15 protein-coding genes and 1 riboswitch are annotated in these 16,363 nt (G+C 58.1%); of the genes, 10 read left to right on the top strand and 5 right to left on the bottom strand.

Annotated features, from left to right (window positions below):
- Positions 1 to 185: 185 nt before the first annotated feature.
- Positions 186 to 1,526 (bottom strand): ATP-binding protein, encoded by a 1,341-nt coding sequence (locus tag RX972_RS03940; protein ID WP_316872609.1) that lies wholly within the window; start codon positions 1,524 to 1,526, stop codon positions 186 to 188.
- Positions 1,527 to 1,555: 29 nt separating this feature from the next.
- On the bottom strand, positions 1,556 to 2,308 hold the full coding sequence (locus tag RX972_RS03935; RefSeq protein ID WP_316872608.1) for a response regulator transcription factor: 753 nt from the start codon (positions 2,306 to 2,308) through the stop codon (positions 1,556 to 1,558).
- A gap of 368 nt (positions 2,309 to 2,676) precedes the next feature.
- Between RX972_RS03935 and RX972_RS03930 the strand changes: the two genes are divergently transcribed.
- Positions 2,677 to 3,945 (top strand): cation:proton antiporter, encoded by a 1,269-nt coding sequence (locus RX972_RS03930; protein ID WP_122705820.1) that lies wholly within the window; start codon positions 2,677 to 2,679, stop codon positions 3,943 to 3,945.
- A 61-nt stretch (positions 3,946 to 4,006) separates the two neighbouring features.
- Here the strand turns inward: RX972_RS03930 and RX972_RS03925 are convergent, their stop codons facing one another.
- Positions 4,007 to 4,819 carry a formate/nitrite transporter family protein gene (locus tag RX972_RS03925; protein WP_122705822.1) on the bottom strand — a complete coding sequence of 271 codons (813 nt, stop codon included), beginning with the start codon at positions 4,817 to 4,819 and terminating at the stop codon, positions 4,007 to 4,009.
- A 59-nt stretch (positions 4,820 to 4,878) separates the two neighbouring features.
- On the bottom strand, positions 4,879 to 5,319 hold the full coding sequence (gene cynS, locus RX972_RS03920) for a cyanase (protein ID WP_027902566.1): 441 nt from the start codon (positions 5,317 to 5,319) through the stop codon (positions 4,879 to 4,881).
- 248 nt (positions 5,320 to 5,567) lie between these two features.
- On the opposite strand from cynS, the gene RX972_RS03915 reads away from it, so the two are divergent.
- The 9 genes from RX972_RS03915 to RX972_RS03875 all read left to right on the top strand — a co-directional run bounded on the left by RX972_RS03915 (position 5,568) and on the right by RX972_RS03875 (position 15,302).
- Entirely contained in the window at positions 5,568 to 7,445 is a 1,878-nt protein-coding gene (locus RX972_RS03915) for a sigma 54-interacting transcriptional regulator (RefSeq protein ID WP_316872607.1), read from the top strand.
- Between the two features lie 159 nt (positions 7,446 to 7,604).
- The gene (locus RX972_RS03910) at positions 7,605 to 8,426 is read left to right on the top strand and encodes a DeoR/GlpR family DNA-binding transcription regulator (protein WP_027902564.1); all 822 of its coding nucleotides are present in this window, start codon (positions 7,605 to 7,607) and stop codon (positions 8,424 to 8,426) included.
- Positions 8,427 to 8,429: 3 nt separating this feature from the next.
- The gene (locus RX972_RS03905; RefSeq protein WP_231676109.1) at positions 8,430 to 8,720 is read left to right on the top strand and encodes a DUF2845 domain-containing protein; all 291 of its coding nucleotides are present in this window, start codon (positions 8,430 to 8,432) and stop codon (positions 8,718 to 8,720) included.
- Positions 8,721 to 8,924: 204 nt separating this feature from the next.
- Positions 8,925 to 9,875, top strand: a complete 951-nt coding sequence (gene ltnD / locus RX972_RS03900) for an L-threonate dehydrogenase (protein ID WP_316872612.1) — start codon at positions 8,925 to 8,927, stop codon at positions 9,873 to 9,875.
- Between the two features lie 10 nt (positions 9,876 to 9,885).
- The gene (gene otnK / locus RX972_RS03895) at positions 9,886 to 11,178 is read left to right on the top strand and encodes a 3-oxo-tetronate kinase (RefSeq protein ID WP_027902561.1); all 1,293 of its coding nucleotides are present in this window, start codon (positions 9,886 to 9,888) and stop codon (positions 11,176 to 11,178) included.
- Positions 11,175 to 11,828 (top strand): aldolase, encoded by a 654-nt coding sequence (locus RX972_RS03890; RefSeq protein WP_316872606.1) that lies wholly within the window; start codon positions 11,175 to 11,177, stop codon positions 11,826 to 11,828. Before otnK ends, RX972_RS03890 begins: the two co-directional genes overlap by 4 nt.
- An 85-nt stretch (positions 11,829 to 11,913) precedes the next feature.
- Complete coding sequence (locus RX972_RS03885; RefSeq protein ID WP_099267869.1) at positions 11,914 to 13,374, top strand: SLC13 family permease; 1,461 nt, start codon at positions 11,914 to 11,916, stop codon at positions 13,372 to 13,374.
- 21 nt (positions 13,375 to 13,395) lie between these two features.
- On the top strand, positions 13,396 to 14,184 hold the full coding sequence (gene otnI, locus RX972_RS03880; RefSeq protein WP_027902558.1) for a 2-oxo-tetronate isomerase: 789 nt from the start codon (positions 13,396 to 13,398) through the stop codon (positions 14,182 to 14,184).
- 56 nt (positions 14,185 to 14,240) lie between these two features.
- Complete coding sequence (locus tag RX972_RS03875) at positions 14,241 to 15,302, top strand: alpha/beta fold hydrolase (protein ID WP_122705830.1); 1,062 nt, start codon at positions 14,241 to 14,243, stop codon at positions 15,300 to 15,302.
- Positions 15,303 to 15,576: 274 nt separating this feature from the next.
- On the opposite strand, the gene RX972_RS03870 is transcribed toward RX972_RS03875, so the two are convergent.
- Complete coding sequence (locus RX972_RS03870) at positions 15,577 to 15,981, bottom strand: acyl-CoA thioesterase (RefSeq protein WP_122730715.1); 405 nt, start codon at positions 15,979 to 15,981, stop codon at positions 15,577 to 15,579.
- 272 nt (positions 15,982 to 16,253) lie between these two features.
- Positions 16,254 to 16,359, top strand: a riboswitch (S-adenosyl-L-homocysteine riboswitch).
- The last annotated feature ends 4 nt before the right edge of the window (positions 16,360 to 16,363 follow it).

Below are 16,363 nucleotides of genomic sequence, written 5' to 3'. Positions count from 1 at the left end.
GAGCTATCGCGAGCAAGCTCACTCCTACAGTAAAAAGCATTCCAAATCAGATAGTTATATTTTGTTTGATAGGAGCGGTGCTTGCCCGCGATAAACGATAACGCGGTATGTCGTCTAGTTGCGTCTCATGTATCGCGGGCAAGCACCGCTCCCACAGATCCCTATTTCAAGTGGAGAACATTTCTCTAAACCGTCGCAGCAGGCAATCGCACTACCGCGCACAACCCGGCAGGTGGGCGGTTTTCCAATACCAGTTCCCCGCCATGTGCCTGAATACAGGCCCGAGCGATGGCCAACCCCAGGCCTAGCCCGCCGCCCTGACTGATACCCGCCCCGCCGCGGCCTAATTGCACGAACGGCTCGAACACCTGCGTCAGCCACCCCGGTTCAATCCCCGGTCCGTGATCGAGAATCTCCAGACGAATCATGCAGACGCCCTCACGGCTCATGCTGATCTGTGCATCACCGGCATGGCGCAACGCGTTATCGATAAGGTTGGTCAATGCCCGCTTCAGCGCCAACGGTCGGCAGCGGCAACTGATCTGCTCGCTACCCTGCCACGTCACCGGCTGTTCCATCGTCCGATAACGTCGTGCCAGATCATCAAGCATCTCGTTCAGCGACACCGTTACCGTCGCTTCCTGAACCGCATCACCCCGCACGAAATCCAGCGTCTCGCGCACCATGGCACGCAGTTCATCGAGGCTTTCCAGCATGTCATCGCGTAACGGACCGTCTTCGATCAACTCAACTTGCAGACGCAGCTCAGTGATCGGGGTGTTCAGATCATGACTCACGGCTGCCAGCATTCGGGTTCGACCTTCCACATGACGGGCAATGCGCTCCTGCATCACGTTGAACGCAGTGGTCAGATCCCGAGCTTCCTGTGGGCCAGACAGCGGCAGCGGCGCAATCCATTCGCCTCGGCTGACTCGCTCGGTCGCCTCGGCCAACGTCTTGACCGGCTGTACGATCCGGCGCATGAAGAAAATCACAATCAGCAGGACCGGGATGGTAGTCACCGGCAAGGTGTAGGCGAGCAACCGGCTCCACTCATAGGCCCCCGCCGGATGCTGCAAAGAATTGAGCGTCTGCCCATCGGGTAAAACGATGCTGGTGCGTAAACGCAGCGGTGCCCAACCTGCCCGGAAAAACACCGCTTCCCGAGCCGGGCCACCGGTGACTCGTTCGAGCTGGATATTCACCGCCATGTCCCGTGTCAGTTCCAGACGTGAGCGCAGTTCCTGCGCCAGACGCCGCTCTTCCTTGTGCATATCAAAAGGACTGACGTCGGGTTGTTGAGCGATCCAGAACCGCGCATCTTCGGTTTGCATCGTCGCCAGCACTCGGGACGCATCAGCCGCCGACAGTTCATGGGCCACGTGGTACGCCGTGGTCAATCGCTCAAGGGTGAGCGTGCGGGACAGCGGGTGAATCAGCGCGCCGGTACGTTGTAAAAACAGCATGGCAATGCCATTGGATGCCAACAGCGCCAGCAACAGCAGCAGGCCTAATTGGTGGGTCATGCGTTTGGGCCAGCAACGGCTTGGCCACTTCACAGTTGTTGCACGCGGACATCCGCCACCAACACGTAACCGCCGCCCCAGACGGTACGCAGCAATTGCGGTTGCAATGGATCGTCCACCAGCTTGCGACGCAAGCGACTGATCTGGCGGTCGATGGCGCGATCATAAACATCACTGCCGGGGCGCGCCGTCATATCCAGCAGACGCTGGCGATCAAGAGTCTGATTGGGATGCTTCAGGAATACAGTCAGCAGTCTGCTTTCGGCAGTGCTGAGCTGGACCTGGCTGCCGTCAGCGCGCAGTAGTTGTTCGGTGGACGTGGTGAAACTCAGACCAGCGAATTCATAACGCTGTGTCGATGAGGCGCTCAATGCCTGATCAACGCTTACTGGCGTACCGCGCCGACGCAATACGCTGTTGATTCGGGCAACCAGCTCACGCGGTTCGAAGGGTTTGGTCACGTAATCGTCCGCGCCCATGTCCAGCCCTTTCACCCGATCAGCCGAGGCGTCGCGAGCGGTCAGCAAAATCACCGGAATGTTGGCCCGGCGATGCAACATCCCGCACAGCTCAAAGCCGTCGCCATCCGGCAGCATCACGTCCAGCACCACCACATCAAAGGACTGCTGCTTGAGCAACTGCCACATACCGGCCGCATCTTCAGCAGTGCGCACGTCAAACGCATGGCGACGCAGATACACCGCCAGTGGATCGCGGATTTTGCGGTGGTCGTCGACCACTAGGATGCGTGGTGGCGAAGGGTTCAGGGCTGGATCTAGCATCAATGAAGCTCGGCTCTCGACAGACTGCGATGGTGACTTGTGGGAGCGAATTTATTCGGGAAGACGGCGTGACAGGCGATGAGATGTATCGAATGTACGGTCCATTTCGCGAATGAATTCGCCTCCACAGGAGAAACTCAACGCCTCATCACATTTGCGGATGATTCCCATTAACGAGCCGCGATCATAGCCGATGCGCCACTATCAGGCACTCATTTGCAACGCTATCGGCCTGCTGTGGTCAATGCCTCTCCCCATGGATATGGAAAAATATGTGTCCGCGCACGCCAGCGGCCCATCAAACCCTTGCCCGCTTCAAGTCCAAATCACTTCTGGGCACGCTTTGAATTGCAATAACAGGAAGACCGATGCTTGAACTCGTTGCTGCTTTTATCTGCCTCACCTCGCTGCTCACGTATGTGAACTTTCGTTTCATCGGCCTGCCGCCCACCATCGGCGTCATGGTCACTGCGCTGATGTTTTCGCTGATCCTGCAAGGCCTGAGTTTCATCGGCTTTCCCGGTCTCGAAGAGCGCGTCCAACAGTTGATCGGTCAGATCGATTTCGGCGATTTGCTGATGAACTGGATGCTGTCGTTCCTGCTGTTTGCGGGCGCATTGCACGTCAACCTCTCCGACCTGAAAAGTTACCGCTGGCCCATCGGCTTGCTGGCAACCTTCGGTGTGTTGATTGCCACCACCGTGATCGGCACCCTGGCCTACTGGATCTTTGGCTGGTTCGGCTGGCACGTCAGTTTCCTGTACTGCCTGCTGTTCGGCGCACTGATTTCCCCGACCGACCCCATTGCCGTGCTCGGCGTGTTGCGGACCGCCAATGCATCCAAGCCGTTGAAAACCACGATTGTTGGCGAGTCGCTGTTCAATGACGGCACGGCAGTTGTGGTGTTCACCGTGTTGCTGGGTATTGCGCAACTGGGTGAAACCCCCAGCGTCGGCGAAACCGCCATGCTGTTCGTCCACGAGGCTATCGGTGGCGTGCTGTTCGGCGGGCTGATCGGCTACGCCGTGTACCTGATGATCAAGAGCATCGAGCAGTATCAGATTGAAGTGATGCTGACGTTGGCACTGGTGATTGGCGGTTCGGCCATGGCCTCCGAGCTGCACGTATCAGGCCCGATTGCGATGGTTGTCGCGGGTCTGATCATCGGCAACCTTGGCCGTAATCTGGCGATGAACGACATGACTCGTCGCTACATGGACGGTTTCTGGGAATTGCTCGATGACATGCTCAACGCCCTGCTCTTCGCCCTGATCGGCATGGAGCTTCTGCTGTTGCCATTCTCTTGGTCGCACATGCTGGCAGCAGGCTTGCTGGCGGTGGCAATTCTGCTGTCGCGTTTTGTGACCGTGGCACCGGCCATTCTGCTACTGCGCCACTGGCGAACCGTACCCAAAGGCACGATCCGCATCCTGACATGGGGTGGTTTGCGGGGTGGTGTTTCCGTGGCATTGGCGCTGGCCTTGCCACTGGGGCCGGAGCGCGACTTGCTGCTGAGCATCACTTACATCGTGGTGCTGTCGTCGATCCTGTTGCAGGGGTTGAGCATTGGCAAGCTGGTCAAAGCGGTTACTCGTGGTGAAACACAGCCGCCACAAGAGCAAAACGAAGGGCACTAAGCCGCCAGCGCATGACCACTCGGCTCCCGCTGAGTGGTCATGCAGCTTGAGAAGCGCGACGTCAGGAAAACGTGCGCTTGGGGGCGGTCCTGGCGTGAGTGCAGTAAAGCGTAAGCCCGGTAAACGCCAGGCCACCCGCCAGATTACCGAGCACCGTCGGGATTTCATTCCAGACCAGGTAGTCCATGACCGAGAATCCGCCGCCCATGATCATGGCCGATGGGAACAGAAACATGTTCACCACCGAATGTTCAAAGCCCATGAAAAAGAACAACATGATTGGCATCCACATAGCGATTACTTTGCCGCTCACGGACGTGGAAATCATGGCACCTACCACGCCCATCGAAACCATCCAGTTGCAAAGCACTCCACGCAAAAAGATCGTCACCCAGCCCGCTGTACCGTACTCGGCATAACCGAGCGTGCGGGACTCGCCAATGCTGGCGATTTTGTGACCAACAGCGCCAGGGTCTGCATTGAAGCCATAGGTAAAGACGAAAGCCATGATGAACGCAACGGTCAGCGCGCCTGCGAAGTTACCAGCAAACACCAGACCCCAGTTGCGCAAAATACCGTTGATGTTGACCCCCGGACGCTTGTCGAGCAGTGCCAGCGGCGTCAGCACGAACACACCGGTGAGCAAGTCGAAGCCCATCAGATAGAGCATCGAGAACCCGACGGGAAAGAGCACCGCACCCAGCAATGGCGAGCCGGTCTGTACCGCGATCGTCACTGCGAATACGGCCGCCAATGCCAGTATTGCGCCCGCCATAAACGCGCGGATCAGCGTGTCACGCGTTGCCATGTGAACCTTGGATTCACCGGCATCGATCATCTTTGTGACGAATTCGGAGGGGAGCAAATAAGACATTGGCGCTTTCCTTTTTGCGTACTTCGCAGTGCGCGTGGGATCAGTGGAGGTTGTCGCCGTTACCAGGCGCGGTAAGGCAGGAATTTCCCGTTGAGGGTCACACGCACCCGATCACCCTTGGGGTCTTCGACTTTGTCGACATGCATTGAAAAGTCGATGGCAGACATGATCCCGTCGCCGAACTTCTCTTGAATCACGTCCTTGAGGGTGTCGCCATAAACGCCAACGATTTCATAGAGCCGGTAGATCATGGGATCTTGCGGGATGGTCTGATCCCAGGTTTTCTTAGGGAATACCGTCAGTGCGCTGGCCACTTCCTCATCCACACCCAACACTTCGCAAATGCGTGCGGCGACTTCCGGCGTAGCGCTGTTCATGCCATAGCAAGCAGACGCCACCCATACCGAACCTTTGCCAACCGCCTCCCCCAGTTCATCCCAGCTCATGCCTTTGCGCGCCTTGGCAGCCATCAACAGGTGGTGCATCTCTGTTTTATTCATCGCTCTGCTTCCTCTGAAGATTTTGATCCGACGTGCCACGCGCGCCGTGATTGAAGAGACAAGAGCGAAATCCATGCCACTTGCAGAAATCTACCTATCCATATGAAAAATATAGAAATTTCAAAAATTCGAGCTCAATTCAGTTTCGCGAAATATCGTAAATCGCGATTTTTAGTGAAAATTTTTACGATATCTCGTACTTAGTAGCCACGCAGATCCGCTGATACGTGCTCGACGAGGGCAACGAAATGCCGCAGAACTTTGCAGACGAGGCGTTCGAACACGCACCTCACCCCATGCTGATCATTGATCCGCCAGCGGACCGGCTGATCCAGGCAAATCGAGCCGCGCTGACGTTGCTGGGATGCGCTGAAAGTGATCTTGGCGATATTCGCTTCAGTCACTTTCTGGGGGATGGATTACCGCAGTGGGTCACCTTTACCGACGAGACGCTGACCCAAGGCTCGGCATGGTCGGACGACCTCAGCCTGCTGGATATCTCGCGAAGTCAGCATGCAGTGGAGGTCAGCTCCAGCGTATTGCCCGATGGCAGGGGCATCCTGCTGTTGCTTCAGGCACGCGATATTCTGGAAAAGCGCCGCAATCGCTCTGAAGCCCGCCGCCAGCATCGACTTGGGCACGTTGGCTGGGAGCGGATTTCTCAGGTTTTCGAGCGCATTGAACGCCAGAACAGGTTGATTCTCGGCGCTGTCGGCGAGGGGATTTATGGCCTAGACACCAAAGGCGAGACAACCTTTATGAACCCGGCCGCCGAGCGCATTCTTGGCTGGAATTCCAGTGACATGATTGGTCGTGACGCGCATCAGCTGTTCCATCACACCCATGGCGACGGCAGCCGCTATCCCGTTCAGCAATGCCCTATCCATGCCTCGTTCAGTGACGGTCACGTTCATCATGTCGATAACGAAGTGTTCTGGCACAAAAACGGTGAAGCCATCGCCGTCGAATACACCAGCACGCCGATTTTCGAGATGGGAAGACTGGTGGGCGCTGTGGTCCTGTTTCGTGACATTCGAGAGCGTCAGCAGGCAGAGCGCAGATTGCTTGAGGCGCTCAACGAGGTGGAACAGCTCAAACAGCGTCTGGAGCTTGAAAACCAATACCTTCAGGAAGAGATAAAAGCCGAGCGTAATCATCACAATATCGTCGGCGAAAGCCCTGTCGTTTTGCACCTGATACGCCAGTTGGAGCTGGTCGCCCCTACTGACGCCAACGTGCTGATCAGCGGTGAATCAGGTACCGGTAAAGAGCTCATCGCACGCGCCATTCACGCCAGCAGCCTGCGCAGCGATCGCCCGCTGATCAGGGTGAATTGCGCGGCGATTCCACGCGACCTGTTTGAAAGCGAGTTTTTTGGCCATGTAAAAGGGGCGTTCACTGGAGCGGTCAGTCATCGCATCGGACGCTTTGAACTCGCCGACGGCGGCACACTGTTTCTCGATGAAGTCGGGGAAATTCCGCTGGAGCTACAGAGCAAACTCTTGCGGGTTTTGCAGGATCAGCAATTCGAGCGCGTGGGCGACAACGTAACTCGCGTGGTGAGCGTGCGGGTTATTGCAGCGACCAATCGTGATCTGCACGAAATGGTCAAAGTAGGCGCTTTCCGGGAAGACCTTTACTTTCGCTTGAACGTATTTCCGATCAGATCGGTGCCGTTGCGCGAGCGTGTCGCGGATATCCCTTTGCTCGCCAGCCACTTCCTGCACAGGGCACGCCAATCGTTCAACAAGCCGGGGGTAAGACTGCCAATTGCACAGCTTCAGGTACTGAAGCGTTATTCGTGGCCCGGAAATATCAGGGAGCTGGAGAACGTCATTGAGCGCCAGATGATCGTTAGCCAGGACGGCGTTTTACGCTTCGACGACTTGCTTCCCCAAACGCCCATACCCGTGAACACCGATCCATCCGATGCGGTTGAACCGTTGCGCGATGAGTACCTGCAACTGCAACTCAAGGCCAACGTCATCGCGATGCTCAAGCGCACGGCGGGCAAGGTATCGGGAGAAGGCGGCGCGGCGCAATTACTGGGGCTTAAACCTTCCACCCTCGCCTCGCGTTTGCACAAGTGGGGTATCGACCCCAGGGTTTATAAAAAACGCCTGTAAGACGGGTCAAGCCTACGGATAGAGCATCGATTGACCAGAGCCAGTCTCGAGCAAAAGTGCAGCCTGTAGCGCTTACCTGCTGTCATGCGTGACTCGATTGGCTAAGATGCCACGACCGCCAGCCCGTGCTGGCGGTTTCACTGAGGCTCAGGAGCACGCATGTCCAGCAAAGAGGAGATCGCCGTCGTTGGCGGCACACCGATGATTCCCGATCAGCGTCGGGAGTTGATGCTGCGTCAGTTGCGCAAACATCAGGTGCTCAGCGTGCACCAACTGGTGGAAATGTTCGATTGCTCGCACATGACCATCCGCCGCGATATCGCCCTTCTGGAACAGGAAGGCCGTGCCTATTCGGTCACCGGTGGCGTACGTATCGCCAGCCAGTTGCACAGCGAACCCAGCCATCAATCCAAAGCCGTGGTCGAACTGCCGCAGAAACAGGGCATGGCCCGACTGGCCGCCGGCTTGCTGCACGACGACATGACGATCTACCTGGATGCCGGCACCAGCACCCTGGAAATTGTCCCGCACATTGCGGCGCTATCAGGCATGACCGTGGTCACCAATGACTTCGGGATCGTCAACGCCCTGGCCGATGCCACGCATGTGGATGTGATCCACACGGGCGGTTTGCTTGATCATCCCAACCGTTCGTGTGTCGGCGGTCTCGCTGCCGCGACCTTGCGCCAGCTGGCGACCGACATCGCTTTCATGTCCACCAGTTCCTGGGATTTGCAGCGCGGCACTACAACGCCTTCGGCGCTGAAGGTCGAGGTCAAGCAAGCCGCCATGCAGTCGGCATCGCAAACCGTGCTGGTGGCGACCAGCTCGAAGTACGGCACTTTTGGCATGTACAAGATCGCAGCGCTGGAACAGTTCGACATCATCATCAGTGATGCAGCCTTGGCTGAAGCGGCGGCTGACGGCATTCGCAAGCATCGAGTCGAATTGCTCTTGGCGCCAGCGGCCGGACAGCGCTGAATCATGGGTATCCGCTCATTACTGGTCGCCCTGGCCTTGCTGAGTGGAAGCGCCCACGCATCGATGCGCTGCAACAGCGCCCTGATCGATGAAGGCGACCTGGCTGTGGAGGTGCTGCGCAAATGCGGCCCGCCTGCCGAGCGCCAGATCACCCCGCCTGCACTGGCCGCCAATGGCCAGCTGATACACGGCGCCGTCACAGTCGAAACCTGGGTCTACGGGCCAGAGAACGGCATGTACCGCAACCTGCGGTTCATTGATGGCCGACTCGTTCAGATCAAAAGCAGCAAGTAATTCATTCGGTTCCGTTGGAGCGAGGCTTGCCCGCGAATGGGTTGTGTCATCTGATTATTAGTGGCTGACACTCCGCATTCGCGGGCAAGCCTCGCTCCAACGAAACGCTTCCACCAATGTGAATCCATGTGAACAAGAAATAATACTTCACATTATTTGCTCACTGATTCACTATCGGATTCACAGATCAGAACAATTCGACCGATTGCTGGCAGTGACGAGCATCGGCAACCATCCGAGGAAAACAGCATGACTAACAAGAATGTCGGCGTTATTGGCTTGGGTGCGATGGGTTTGGGCATTGCCCGCTCGTTGCTGCGCAGTGGTTTCAATGTGCATGCGTGTGATGTCCGCAGCGCAGTAACCGAGCAGTTCGCCACCGAAGGCGGCGTTGCCTGTGCATCCCCTGCTGCCATGGCAGCCGCGTGTGATGTGATCATCACCGTCGTTGTCAACGCTGAGCAGACCGAAACCGTATTGTTTGGTGAGAACGGCGCCATCGCAGCACTGCGCCCTGGCAGCCTGGTCATCGGTTGCGCCACCGTTGCGCCGACCTTTGCAGTCGAACTGGGTCAACGTCTGGTCGATAAAGGCCTGCTGTATCTGGATGCTCCAATCTCCGGCGGCGCAGCTAAAGCAGCCGCTGGCCAGATGACCATGATGACCTCCGGCCCGGCTGAATCCTACGCCAAGGCTCAAGCAATTCTCGACGGCATGGCAGGCAAGGTTTATCGCCTTGGCGACGTTCATGGCCTCGGCTCGAAAGTCAAAATCATCAACCAGTTGCTGGCCGGTGTTCACATCGCCGCCAGTGCCGAAGCCATGGCGCTGGGGCTGCGTGAAGGCGTCGACGCCGAAGCGCTTTACGAAGTGATCACGAACAGTGCCGGTAACTCGTGGATGTTCGAGAACCGCGTGCCGCACATCCTCAAGGCCGATTACACGCCGCTCTCGGCTGTGGATATCTTCGTCAAGGATCTGGGCCTGGTACTGGATACCGCTCGCACCAGCAAATTCCCGCTGCCGCTGTCAGCCACTGCACACCAGATGTTCATGCAGGCTTCCAGCGCCGGTTACGGTCGTGAAGATGACTCCGCCGTGATCAAGATTTTCCCGGGCATCGAATTGCCGAAAGCCAAGCCAGAACAAGCTTAAGGGGCGACCGATGAGTAATTCTCCTGTGCGCCCGTTGCTGGGCTGCATCGCCGACGATTTTACCGGCGCCACCGACCTGGCCAACATGCTGGTGCGCGGCGGCATGCGTACCGTGCAAAGCATCGGCATTCCGACCGCTGAAATGGCGGCCGATCTGGACGCTGACGCCATCGTCATTGCTTTGAAATCCCGCACCACGCCTGCCGCCGAAGCGGTCGAGGAATCCCTAGCTGCGCTGGAATGGCTGCGCGAGCGTGGCTGCGAGCAGATCTTCTTCAAGTACTGCTCGACGTTCGACTCCACGGCTGCGGGCAACATCGGCCAGGTCAGCGAAGCGTTGCTGAAAAAGCTCGGCGGCGACTTCACCCTGGCTTGCCCGGCGTTCCCGGAAAACGGTCGCACGATCTTCCGTGGCCACTTGTTCGTTCAGGACCAGTTGCTCAGCGAATCCGGCATGCAGCATCACCCGCTGACGCCGATGACCGACGCCAATCTGGTACGTGTGCTGCAATCGCAAACCCAACAGAAAGTCGGCCTGCTGCGCTACGACAGCATCGCCAAAGGCGTTGAAGGCGTGCGCAGCAAGATTGCCGAGTTGCGCGCCGACGGTGTGAGCATGGCGATTGCCGATGCGCTGTCCGATGCCGATCTTTATACCTTGGGCGAAGCCTGCGCCGACCTGCCCTTGCTCACTGGCGGTTCGGGTCTGGCCCTGGGCTTGCCGGGCAACTTCCGCAAGGCTGGCAAATTGCGCGACATCGACGCCGCCAGACTGGAGCCGGTTGAGGGGGGTGAAGTGGTGCTGGCAGGTAGCGCGTCGGTCGCCACCAATGGTCAGGTCGCGGCCTGGCTTGAAGCCAATCGCCCTGCCCTGCGTATCAACCCATTGGAACTGGCCGCTGGCCGTCCGGTGGTTGAACAGGCGCTGGAGTTCGCTCGCAAAGCCGGTGAAACGGTATTGATCTACGCCACCAGTTCGCCAAACGAAGTCAAAGCCGTTCAGCAACAACTGGGCGTTGAACGTGCTGGTGCGCTGGTTGAGGACGCCCTGGGACAGATCGCCAAAGGCCTGCTGCATGCAGGCGTGCGCCGCTTCGTCGTGGCGGGCGGTGAAACTTCGGGCGCTGTAGTTCAGGCATTGGGTGTGCAACTGCTCAAAATCGGCGCGCAGATTGATCCGGGTGTTCCCGCAACCGTCAGCAGCGGCAACCAACCGCTGGCCCTGGCGTTGAAATCCGGCAACTTTGGTGGCCGCGACTTCTTCAGCAAGGCCCTCAAGCAGTTGGCGGGGGAATCTGTATGAGTGCGGAAAACCAACGTACGGAGAACACGCTTCGCGAAGAGATCTGCGACATCGGCAGGCTGTTGTATGGCCGTGGCTACACCGTTGGCAGCGCCGGAAACATCAGCGCGCGGCTCGATGACGGCTGGCTGATTACGCCAACTGACGCGTGCCTGGGTCGCCTTGATCCGACCGAAATCGCCAAGGTCAATCTGGCCGGTGAATGGGTGTCGGGCAGCAAACCTTCGAAGACCCTCGCGCTGCATCGCGAGGTCTACGACCGCAATCCGGGTGTGGGCGGCGTGGTGCATACCCACTCCACGCATCTGGTTGCGTTGACCCTGGCGGGCGTCTGGCAGGATGACAACATCCTGCCGCCACTGACGCCTTATCAGGTGATGAAAGTCGGGCAGATTCCACTCATTGGTTATGAGCGTCCCGGCTCGCCGAAAGTCGCCCAGCGCGTCGCGCAACTGGCCAACAGTGTGCGCGGCGTGATGCTCGAACGGCTCGGACCGGTTATGTGGGAAAGCTCGGTTGCCAAGGCCGCCTACGCCCTCGAAGAACTGGAAGAGACCGCTCGACTCTGGTTGATGAGCAACCCGAAACCCGCGCCACTCGACCCGGCTGCTCTGGAAGAGTTGCGTGAGGTTTTTGGGGCCAAGTGGTAGTTCAAGGCATTTGATTGAGGGCCGTTCAGCGGCCCCCGACAAGACCCGGCCCAGCCGGAAAACAATAACAATGGGACTTTAAAGTATGACGCCACTAATGCTGATGTTGATCGCTGGCGCGGGCATCGCGCTGCTGCTGTTCCTGGTCCTCAAGTACAAATTCCAGCCGTTCGTGGCGTTGATGCTGGTGAGCATCATTGTTGCGCTGGTCGCAGGTGTGAAGCCGGCTGATCTGGTTGCCACCATTGAAGGCGGCATGGGCAAAACCCTCGGTCACATTGCGATCATCATTGCCTTGGGCGCGATGATCGGACGCATCATCGAGCTGTCCGGTGGTGCCGAGGCATTGGCAAAAACCCTGATCAAACGCTTCGGCAACCGGCGTACTCCGCTAGCGCTGACCGTTGCCGGTTTCATCGTCGGTATTCCGGTGTTCTTCGAAGTGGGCGTGATCATCCTCATGCCGCTGGCCTACGGCGTAGCCCGTGCAGCACGTAAACCACTGCTGCTGTTCGCCTTGCCGATGTGTGCGGCATTGCTGGCGGTGCATGCCTTCCTGCCGCCGCATCCGGGCGCTGTGGCCGCTGCCGGTCAGTTGGGTGCCGACCTGGGTCGCGTACTGATGTTTGGTATTCCGATGGTTGCGGTCCTGAGCCTGGTCGGTTACTTCATCGCGGGTCGCATGACACGCAAGTTCTACCCGATGACCGACGATATCCGTGCCGAAGTCTACGGCCCGCATATGACCAACACCGACCTGCAAGCCTGGCATAACGGCGACTACTCCAACACCAGCAGCGAAGCGGCGCATTCGAGCAAGCCGGGTCTGGAAGAAAGCGCCAGCAGTCTTGCCGCATCACTTCCGCCTGCTCCGGCGCCTGGCTTCGGTTTGATCATCGGCCTGATCCTGCTGCCGATCGTACTGATTCTGCTGGGCACACTGGCTACCACCATGTTGCCTGTCGATTCGACGCTGCGCAGTGTACTGACTGTGCTGGGCGCGCCTCTGGTTGCTTTGCTGATCGACACCCTGCTGTGTGCATGGTTGCTGGGTACTCGCCGTGGCTGGAGCCGCACTCAGGTGTCTGACGTGATCGGCTCGGCACTGCCGGGCGTGGCCATGGTTATCCTGATCGCCGGTGCAGGTGGCGTGTTTGGTAAAGTGCTGGTTGATACCGGTATCGGCGCTGTCGTCTCCGAAGCGCTGCGCACTACCGGCCTGCCGGTTCTGGCTCTGGGCTTCCTGCTGACCCTGCTGCTGCGTGCCGTACAAGGTTCCACCACCGTTGCACTGGTGACCACTGCCGGTATTCTCAGCCCGCTGATCGCAACCCTGAACCTGACACCAAACCACCTGGCACTGCTGTGTCTGGCCATGGGCGGTGGCGGTCTGGCAATGTCGCACATCAACGATGCCGGTTACTGGATGTTCACCAAACTGGCTGGCCTTAATGTCGCCGACGGCCTGCGTACCTGGACCGTGCTGGTGACTATCCTCGGCACCCTGGGCTTCCTCGCGACCCTGGTGATCTGGCCATTCGTCTGATCCAACAAGACTGGAGTTAACATGCCTCGTTTCGCTGCCAACCTCAGCATGCTCTACCCGCAACATGATTTTCTCGAGCGCTTCAGCGCAGCGGCCGCCGATGGTTTCGGCGCCGTCGAGTATCTGTTTCCGTATGACTACAGCACTCAGGAGCTCAAGCAGCGCCTGAGTGACAACGGACTGGTGCAAGCGCTGTTCAATGCACCGCCGGGTGACTGGGCAGCAGGCGAACGAGGCATTGCTTCGTTGCCAGGGCGTGAAGAAGAGTTTCGTACCGGCATCGCCCGCGCGCTGGAATACGCCAACGTGCTGGGCAACGACCGGATTCACGTCATGGCGGGTTTGCTCCCCAGTGAAGAGCTTCGTGCACGCCATCAGGCGGTGTATCTGGAAAACCTCGCCTACGCCGCTGAACAAGCTGCCAAGGCAGGCATCACGGTGCTGATCGAGCCGATCAATACCCGTGACATGCCGGGGTTCTTCCTGAATCGTCAGGATCAGGCGCAAGCCATCTGTAAAGAAGTGGGCGCTGCCAACCTCAAGGTGCAGTTCGACTTCTATCATTGCCAGATCGTCGAAGGCGATGTGATCTCAAAACTGCGTCGCGATTTCGCTGGCGTTGGCCATATCCAGATCGCCGGTGTGCCGGATCGGCACGAGCCGAATCTGGGCGAGTTGAACTACAACTGGCTGTTCGAAGAAATCGATCGCCTGGGTTACACCGGCTGGATTGGCTGCGAATATCGCCCCAAAGGCGACACCAGCACCGGTCTGCAATGGTTGCGCGATTGGCAGAGCCTCAAGCGCTGAGTACAGTCGGCCCTGGCAACAGCTTCACCTCATAAAAACAAAAAGAGGAACTGAACATGCGAGGATTCAAAGGTGGCCTGTGCGCTGCGCTGCTGATCGTGGCGCAGACGGGAATGGCCTTCGCGGCGAGTGTTCCGGCCGCAGTGGAAGCGGTATGGACAGCGCCCAGCTTCACTTTCCATACCGGCGAAAAACTGGACAACCTGCGGATGAGCTATATCACCGTGGGCGATCCGAAGAACCCGGCGATACTCTATCTGCACGGCACCAATCGTCCGGCCAGTGACATGCTGGGCAAGGAATTCGGGGGTGAGCTGTTTGGTCCGGGGCAGCCTCTGGACGCCAGCAAGTATTACATCATCGCGCCCGACGGCATCGGCGTCGGCAAGTCGAGCAAACCATCTGACGGTTTGCGCATGAAGTTTCCTGCCTACAACTACGACGACATGGTCGAAGCGCAGTATCGCCTGCTCACCGAAGGCATGGGCATCAAGCATTTACGGCTGGTCATGGGCAACTCCATGGGCGGCATGCAGACCTGGATGTGGGGCCAGAAATGGCCGGACATGATGGATGCGCTGGTACCGATGGCTTCGCAACCTACCGCGATGTCGGCGCGCAACTGGATCATGCGGCGCATGTTGATCGAATCCATCAAGCAGGACCCGGCCTGGAACGAAGGCAACTACACCAGCCCGCCGCCTTCGCTGCGCCTGGCCAACGTGATGTTTGGCTTCGGTACCAGCGGAGGCACCCTTGCTTATCAGGCCCTGGCGCCAACGCGAGCTCAAGCAGACAAACTGGTTGATGAAAAGCTTGCAGCGCCACTGCCGGGGGATGCCAACGATTTCATTTACCAATGGCAGTCCTCGGCGGACTACGATGTCTCGCCAAAGCTCTCGGCGATCAAAGCGCCAGTACTGGCAATCAACAGTGCCGACGACGAGCGTAATCCACCTGAGACCGGGACTCTGCAGAAGTCACTCGCTCAGTTGAAAAACGCGCGTCTGGTGTTGATCCCTGCCAGCGCAGAAACCCGCGGGCACGGTACGACCAACATGGCTCGCTTTTATGCTGAACCGCTGGGTGAGTTCATGAAGGCGACTGCGCGTCCTTAACCACGCAGTTTCAGGTAGGAGCCAACTTGTTGGTGAGGCGCAACTACTGTGAAAACAGGAATATCGTCTCGCGAACAAGTTCGCTCTCATCAAAAAACAGCAAAATACTGGATTGAAATGTATTTTCTGTAGGAGCTGCCGAAGGCTGCGAAGCATTATCCTGGTACACCGCAATCGCAGCCTTCGGCAGCTCCTACAGGTCCTATGTTTGCTTCGCGACAGCGGTGTGGCGTGGAAACAAGGCGTGCTCCTACCAGGCTTAGGGCGCAGGCAGTCAGCCGTCGCTCATCTCTTCCTTGAACTGATCTTTCACATAGGTGATTTCGGTCTTGCCGTGTGGCGCTGGCAGGCCGTCTTCGCCGAGGTTGACGAACACCATCTTCTCAACCGTCAGGATGCTCTTGCGGGTGATCTTGTTGCGGACCTGACAGGTCAGGGTGATCGAAGTGCGGCCAAATTCGGTGGCGGTGATACCCAACTCGATGATGTCGCCCTGACGCGAAGCGCTGACAAAGTTGATCTCTGAAATGTACTTGGTCACCACGCGCTGGTTGCCCAGTTGCACGATGGCGTAGATCGCTGCTTCCTCATCGATCCAGCGCAACAGGCTGCCACCGAACAGGGTGCCGTTGGGGTTGAGGTCTTCAGGTTTAACCCACTTGCGAGTGTGGAAGTTCATGTCTGCTCCTGATCGTCTGCGGATTGATGCCGGTCATCATGGCAGACACAGCTGATATCAGCACAGTCATCGCCCTCTATTGAATTGATAAGGCTACGCTGGATTGAGCACGTTACAGCCGTACCCTCCGTCCGCTTTACTGCACTTTTTCAATCATCAGATTGAAGTTAGCCGAGCATCCGCCGATAGAAAACATTGGGAAGATGAGTCAGCTTGGCTATAATCCCCACCGTTTCAAAACGGTCATCTTCACTTGATACCGTTCCCGCCACCTGTCCGAGGGGCGCTGCAGCAGGTTTTCCTGTCAGGCTCGGATGGGGCGTTGTTTGACCGGGTTGTCCCTGTCGAACCTTAAACGCACAACGGCGCCCATTCGCACACT

It is taken from the genome of Pseudomonas syringae group sp. J309-1 (assembly GCF_032582135.1).
GTDB lineage: Bacteria > Pseudomonadota > Gammaproteobacteria > Pseudomonadales > Pseudomonadaceae > Aquipseudomonas > Aquipseudomonas quasicaspiana.
This window is presented reverse-complemented; position numbering and strand designations above follow the sequence as displayed.

What these genes read in the sequence shown, in the direction of transcription:
- RX972_RS03870 (WP_122730715.1), bottom strand. Translation starts at nt 15,981, where the DNA reads ATGAACTTCCACACTCGCAAGTGGGTTAAACCTGAAGACCTCAACCCC.
- RX972_RS03930 (WP_122705820.1), top strand. Translation starts at nt 2,677, where the DNA reads ATGCTTGAACTCGTTGCTGCTTTTATCTGCCTCACCTCGCTGCTCACG.
- RX972_RS03905 (WP_231676109.1), top strand. Translation starts at nt 8,430, where the DNA reads ATGGGTATCCGCTCATTACTGGTCGCCCTGGCCTTGCTGAGTGGAAGC.
- cynS (WP_027902566.1), bottom strand. Translation starts at nt 5,319, where the DNA reads ATGAATAAAACAGAGATGCACCACCTGTTGATGGCTGCCAAGGCGCGC.
- RX972_RS03940 (WP_316872609.1), bottom strand. Translation starts at nt 1,526, where the DNA reads ATGACCCACCAATTAGGCCTGCTGCTGTTGCTGGCGCTGTTGGCATCC.
- RX972_RS03925 (WP_122705822.1), bottom strand. Translation starts at nt 4,819, where the DNA reads ATGTCTTATTTGCTCCCCTCCGAATTCGTCACAAAGATGATCGATGCC.
- RX972_RS03890 (WP_316872606.1), top strand. Translation starts at nt 11,175, where the DNA reads ATGAGTGCGGAAAACCAACGTACGGAGAACACGCTTCGCGAAGAGATC.
- RX972_RS03915 (WP_316872607.1), top strand. Translation starts at nt 5,568, where the DNA reads ATGCCGCAGAACTTTGCAGACGAGGCGTTCGAACACGCACCTCACCCC.
- otnK (WP_027902561.1), top strand. Translation starts at nt 9,886, where the DNA reads ATGAGTAATTCTCCTGTGCGCCCGTTGCTGGGCTGCATCGCCGACGAT.
- RX972_RS03935 (WP_316872608.1), bottom strand. Translation starts at nt 2,308, where the DNA reads ATGCTAGATCCAGCCCTGAACCCTTCGCCACCACGCATCCTAGTGGTC.
- RX972_RS03885 (WP_099267869.1), top strand. Translation starts at nt 11,914, where the DNA reads ATGACGCCACTAATGCTGATGTTGATCGCTGGCGCGGGCATCGCGCTG.
- RX972_RS03910 (WP_027902564.1), top strand. Translation starts at nt 7,605, where the DNA reads ATGTCCAGCAAAGAGGAGATCGCCGTCGTTGGCGGCACACCGATGATT.
- otnI (WP_027902558.1), top strand. Translation starts at nt 13,396, where the DNA reads ATGCCTCGTTTCGCTGCCAACCTCAGCATGCTCTACCCGCAACATGAT.
- RX972_RS03875 (WP_122705830.1), top strand. Translation starts at nt 14,241, where the DNA reads ATGCGAGGATTCAAAGGTGGCCTGTGCGCTGCGCTGCTGATCGTGGCG.